Origin of the sequence: Nocardioides sp. CPCC 206348, from assembly GCF_048654705.1 — a bacterium.
Taxonomy (GTDB): Bacteria; Actinomycetota; Actinomycetes; order Propionibacteriales; family Nocardioidaceae; genus Nocardioides.
The window spans coordinates 18168-23260 of sequence record NZ_JBMCZA010000059.1 but is presented as its reverse complement, the minus strand read 5'-3'; the positions used below and the strand labels follow the sequence as shown (position 1 = coordinate 23260).

Genomic DNA, 5093 nt, shown 5'->3' with positions numbered 1-5093 from the left:
GCCGGTCCGGTGGCCTTCCTGCAGCGGTCGGCATCGCCCGTGGTGAGTGCACCGGCGTTGCGGGCACCCGGCCCACCGGCGGCCCCGGCCCTGGTCATGCCGCAACGTGCCAGCGCCGCCGAGGTCGCCGAAGCCGAGCCGGCGACGATCCAGCGGGAGACGGCCGAAGCGCCTGCACCTGAACCCGAGGCGCCGCCCGCCGCCGACGCAGGCGCGGCCGCTTCGCCAGCCCCTGCGGCTGCGCCCGGCGCCGCCCCGGCCGCCGGTGGCGCGCAGTCGCCGGAGCAGGCCGAGGCGATGGCCCGCCAGTTGTTCCCGTCGTTGTTGCGGATGCTGCGCGGCGAGCTCGTCGTCGACAGGGAACGACGGGGGGTGCGGACCGACCGGTGGTGAGTGCCTGCTGAGTGACGAGACGGACCGTGGTCGTGAGCGGTCCTTGGGTGCGGACGCGAGGACGAAGGGAGTCAGACACGATGAGCCAGTTGCAGGACGTCGACACCGCCGTCAGCGTCAGCTACAAGGTGAAGATCGACGGCCGTGACCTCGGCGACTTCACCAGCTGCGAGGGCCTGGGGGTCGAGGTCGTCCTGGAGAGCCGCGAAGAGGGTGGCAACAACGGCTTCGTCTGGCAGTTCCCGTCCCGGTTGAAGTACTCGAACGTGAAGCTGTCCCGCCCGCTCGGCAAGCAGACCGAGCTGCTCACGAACTGGATCGGGGAGCTGGTGACGGGCTACAAGCGGTACACCGCCACGATCGAGGCGCAGACAGCGAAGGGCACCGTCGTGGCGAAGTGGTCGCTCAACGAGGTGATCCCGGTCCGCTGGACCGGACCGCAGATGACGCCCGACCAGCCCAAGGTGCTGACCGAGACCCTCGAGATCGCCCACCACGGCTTCCTTCCGAGCAGCTGAGGAGACGCGAGATGAGCAGTAGTCCGGTCGGATTCCAGGCTGCCGGCGCCGGAGGCGGTGGGGGAGCCAAGCTCGAGCAGGCCTATCTCCAGGTCTATGAGCCGTCGAAGGACGGGTCGCTCGCTGCCCCGGGCCCGAAGCTGGAGCCGATCACGTTCCAGTTCAACCCGAAGGAGCTGTCGCTGCAGAAGACCGCGAACTGGAAGCGGGAGGAGGCCAAGGGCAACAAGTCCGCATCGCCGCCCGAGTTCAAGGGAGCGCAGCCGTCCAAGCTGACGCTCGAGCTGTTCCTGGACTGCAAGGGCGAGCACGACACCTCCGTGGTGCAGACCGTGGAGAAGCTCTTCATGCTGACGGTGCCGCTCGAGAAGACCCTCACGTCGAAGAAGCCGTCACCGCCCTGGGTCGTCTTCCGCTGGGGCTCGCTGACCGGGTTCCTGGGCTACGTCAGCCAGGTCCAGGCGAAGTACACCCTGTTCACCAGCGGTGGCGTGCCGATCCGGGCCACCTGCACGGTCACCCTGGAGGAGCTGTCCGGTGGGCCTCCGAAGCAGAACCCCACTTCGGGCGGCCTGGTGCCGCACCGCGTGCACCAGGTGGTCGAGGGCGACTCGCTGCCCGCCATCGCCTATGCCGAGTACGGGAAGCCCTCGCTGTGGCGCCCGATCGCCGTCCTCAACCGGATCGACGACCCCACCCGACTGCGTCCGGGCACCGAGCTCCTGCTCCCTGCCCTGGAGGAGATCGAGAGCGAGTCCCGGCCTCGCAGGAAGGCACTGGGGCATGCCTCACGGTGAAGAGTTCAGCAACACCCTGCTGGTGAAGGTCAACGGAGCGCCGTTGCCGGCAGACGTCGCGAGCCTGATGGTGGCCGGGCTCGTCGACGAGAGCACCCGGGTCCCCGACCTCTTCGTGCTCCGCTTCCGCGACCCGGACGCCATCGTGCTGGAGAAGGGCGGCTTCAAGATCGGCGCGAAGGTCGAGCTGAACCTGCAGAACACGGCTCCGGGCGGGCCCGAACCGCTGCACCTCGGCGAGGTCACCGCGCTCGAGGTGGAGATCGGCGAGGCCGGTCTCCACACGGTGGTGCGCGGCCTGGACATCGCCCACCGGCTCTACCGCGGTACCCGCGTGAAGGCGTTCCTCAACATGACTGCCTCGGACATCGTGCGCAACGTGGGGCAGGCCGCCGGTGTGCAGGTGCAGGTCGACCCGACGACCGTGGCGCTCGCGCACACCACCCAGGCAGGGGAGTCCGACTGGGACTTCCTGGCCCGGCTCGCCACCGATCACGACAGGATGCTCACGGTCAGCGCCGGCAAGTTGCACTTCATCAAGCGCCCGGAGGCCGCGGAGGCGCCGTCCGGGACCGACGCGCGTTCCGAGCCGCTGGTGTTGCAGCAAGGCGTCAACCTGGTCGACCTGCGCGCCACGATCACGGCCTCGGGCCAGGTCAAGGAGGTCAACGTCCGCGGGTGGGATCCGGCCCGCAAGCTGGCCGTCACCGCCAACAAGCCCTGCGCGACACCGAGCGCACAGCCGGAGGGCGGCATCAGTCCGGCCTCCATCGCCTCGACCTTTCCCAGCCCGCCGTACGTCGTGGGCGATGCCCGCATCACCCAGCAGGACGTCGCCACGTCGTCCGCCGCCTCGCTCGCCGACCACGTCGCCGGCGGATTCGCCGAGGTCGAAGGCATCGCCAAGGGCAACCCCGCGTTGCGCGCGGGGTCGGCCGTGAAGCTGGCCGGAGTCGGAAACCCGTTCGTCGGCCGGTACGTGTTGACCTCGACGCGCCATGACTTCCGTCCTGCGACCGGGTACCGGACGCACTTCACGGCGAGCAACACCTCGGAGCGCTCGCTCTACGGCAGCCTGCAGGACTCTCCGACCAACGACCCGCGCATCGTGGGCGTCGTACCCGCCATCGTGACGAGCGCCCAGGACCCGGACAAGCAGGGTCGGGTGAAGGTGAAGATTCCCTGGCTCTCCGACGAGTACGAGTCGGGGTGGTGCCGCACGGTCCACGCCGGGGCTGGAGCCAAGCGCGGCCTGGTCGTGCTGCCGGAGGTCGATGACGAGGTGTTGATCTCCTTCGCCCACGGGGACCTCGGGCACCCCTACGTCCTGGGCGGGGTCTTCAACGGCAAGGACCAGCCCAAGCAGCCCTGGGCCGACCACGTCGATGCGAGCAACGGTGCGATCAACACGCGCGCCTGGGTCTCCCGCACGGGCATGCAGATCGTGTTCGTCGAGAAGGCCGGCGCCGAGAGCCTCGAGGTCAGCACCAACGACGGTGCCCAGAAGGTGCTGCTCGAACAGACCAAGAAGGGCATCAAGATCATCTCGGAGGGGCCGACGGAGATCACCGCGAAGCGGGACCTGAAGATCGAGGCCCTGGGGAACGTCACGATGAAGGCCCAGCAGAACGTCAAGGTCGACGGCCTTCAGGTCGAGGTCACGGGCAAGGCCGGCGTGAAGATCAAGGGACCGGTGGTCAGCGTCGAGGCGGATGGCCCGCTGACCCTCAAGGGTGCGGTCGTGAGGATCAACTGATGCCGATGCCCGCTGCCCGCGTAGGAGACCTGACGCCCCACCCCGGTGTCATCACGGGACCGGGCGTCGCAACGGTCCTGATCGGGAGCCTGCCCGCGGCGACGGTCGGTGACGTCCATACCTGTTCGTTCCCGCCCCCCGCGGGCCCGCATCCACCCTCGCCCATCGCCAAGGGATCGGCGACGGTCCTGATCGGTGGCAAGCCAGCGGCCCGGGTCGGGGACCTGACCGGCTGTGGTGCGCCGATCCTCCCGCCGGGTTGTCCGACCGTGCTGATCGGAGGTTGATGATGGGCTCGGAGTTCGTCGGTTCCGGATGGTCCTTCCCGTTGCGCACCGACCCGACCGGGCGGGTCGCCCTGGTCAGCGGGCGCCGGGAGATCGAGGAGAGCATCCGGCTGATCCTGATGACGGCGCCGGGGGAGCGCCCGATGCGGCCGGAGTTCGGCTGTGCCGTGCACGACTACGTCTTCGCCCCTGCGGACGCCGCGACTGCGGGCGACATCGCCTATGCGGTGCGGGTCTCCCTCAACCGCTGGGAGCCGCGGGTGGACGTCGAGGACGTCGCCGTGCGCTTCGATGCCGTCGACCAGGGCGTCCTCTACATCGACATCTCCTACTCGCTGCGCGGCGAGAACGATCCGCGCAACCTCGTCTTCCCGTTCTACGTCATTCCGCCCCACGAGGAGGACGCATGACCCTGCCGGTCCCGAATCTCGACGATCGCCGTTTCCAGGACCTCGTCGACGACGCCAAGCGCATGGTCCAGCAGCGCTGCCCCGAATGGACCGACCACAACGTGTCGGACCCCGGCGTGACGCTGATCGAGACGTTCGCGTTCATGACCGACGAGCTCCTGTACCGGTTGAACCGGGTCCCGGACCGGCTCTACATCACCTTCCTCGACCTCCTCGGCGTCACCTTGCACCCGCCGACCCCGGCGCGGGTGGAGGTCACCGCATGGCTGGCCGCTGCCGCGAAGGAGACGACGGTGCTGCCGGCCGGTGCGGAGGTGGCGACCCTGCGCACGCCCCAGCAGGAAGCGGTCGTCTTCGCGACGTCGAAGTCGTTGACGATGCCGCCTCGATCGCTCGCGCACGTGATGACGCACAACGCGGGGGGCGAGCCGGAACGCCGCGACGACGAGCTGAGCCTCGGCACGGAGTTCCGGTGCTTCACCGAACAGCCGGCCTACGAGGACATCCTTTACATCGGCCTCGACGACGCGGCGCCGTCCTGTGCCATCGGGCTGCGGATGACCTGCCACCTCCAGGGCGTGGGCGTCGACCCCACCCGGCCGCCACTGGTGTGGGAGGCCTGGGACGGCAAGGCGTGGACGGCCTGTGATGTCGACCGTGACACGACCGGTGGCCTGAACCGGCCGGGCGACGTGATCCTGCACGTCCCCGAGTCCCATGCCGCATCGGTCGTGTCGCAGGTGCGCGCCGGCTGGCTGCGCTGCCGCGTCGTGGCGCCGGGGGAGGGCTATCCGTTCTACAGCGCCTCGCCCACGATCACCGAGATGTCGGCGTACACGATCGGCGGCACGGTGGCGGCCACCCACTCCGAGACGTTCACCGACGAGATCCTCGGTCTGTCCGAGGGTGTGCCGGGCCAGGTGTTCAGGCTG

The 5093-nt window shown here is 69.3% G+C and carries 7 protein-coding genes; all 7 read left to right on the top strand.

The features are described 5' to 3' along the window. Window positions 1-393, top strand: a 393-nt coding sequence (locus ACOADB_RS02105; RefSeq protein ID WP_378596254.1) for a hypothetical protein, incomplete at its 5' end; no start/stop codon positions are given. 80 nt (window positions 394-473) lie between these two features. Next, the gene (locus tag ACOADB_RS02100; protein WP_378596253.1) at window positions 474-911 is read left to right on the top strand and encodes a phage tail protein; all 438 of its coding nucleotides are present in this window, start codon (window positions 474-476) and stop codon (window positions 909-911) included. A gap of 11 nt (window positions 912-922) precedes the next feature. Then, the gene (locus ACOADB_RS02095; protein ID WP_378596252.1) at window positions 923-1708 is read left to right on the top strand and encodes a peptidase M23; all 786 of its coding nucleotides are present in this window, start codon (window positions 923-925) and stop codon (window positions 1706-1708) included. Beyond that, the gene (locus ACOADB_RS02090) at window positions 1695-3464 is read left to right on the top strand and encodes a VgrG-related protein (RefSeq protein WP_378596251.1); all 1770 of its coding nucleotides are present in this window, start codon (window positions 1695-1697) and stop codon (window positions 3462-3464) included. The genes ACOADB_RS02095 and ACOADB_RS02090 overlap by 14 nt, the downstream gene beginning before the upstream one ends. Next, window positions 3464-3751, top strand: coding sequence for a PAAR domain-containing protein (locus tag ACOADB_RS02085; RefSeq protein WP_378596250.1), 288 nt, complete (start codon window positions 3464-3466; stop codon window positions 3749-3751). Before ACOADB_RS02090 ends, ACOADB_RS02085 begins: the two co-directional genes overlap by 1 nt. 2 nt (window positions 3752-3753) lie before the next feature. Next, window positions 3754-4161: a GPW/gp25 family protein gene (locus ACOADB_RS02080; RefSeq protein WP_056714367.1), complete on the top strand. Its 408-nt coding sequence runs from the start codon at window positions 3754-3756 to the stop codon at window positions 4159-4161. Then, window positions 4158-5093: putative baseplate assembly protein (locus tag ACOADB_RS02075; protein WP_378596249.1), on the top strand; the 936-nt coding region annotated here is incomplete at its 3' end. The genes ACOADB_RS02080 and ACOADB_RS02075, both read left to right, overlap by 4 nt.

Bases quoted from the DNA above. Each gene is read 5' to 3' on its own strand.
- ACOADB_RS02100 (WP_378596253.1), top strand. From the start codon at position 474: ATGAGCCAGTTGCAGGACGTCGACACCGCCGTCAGCGTCAGCTACAAG.
- ACOADB_RS02095 (WP_378596252.1), top strand. From the start codon at position 923: ATGAGCAGTAGTCCGGTCGGATTCCAGGCTGCCGGCGCCGGAGGCGGT.
- ACOADB_RS02090 (WP_378596251.1), top strand. From the start codon at position 1,695: ATGCCTCACGGTGAAGAGTTCAGCAACACCCTGCTGGTGAAGGTCAAC.
- ACOADB_RS02085 (WP_378596250.1), top strand. From the start codon at position 3,464: ATGCCGATGCCCGCTGCCCGCGTAGGAGACCTGACGCCCCACCCCGGT.
- ACOADB_RS02080 (WP_056714367.1), top strand. From the start codon at position 3,754: ATGGGCTCGGAGTTCGTCGGTTCCGGATGGTCCTTCCCGTTGCGCACC.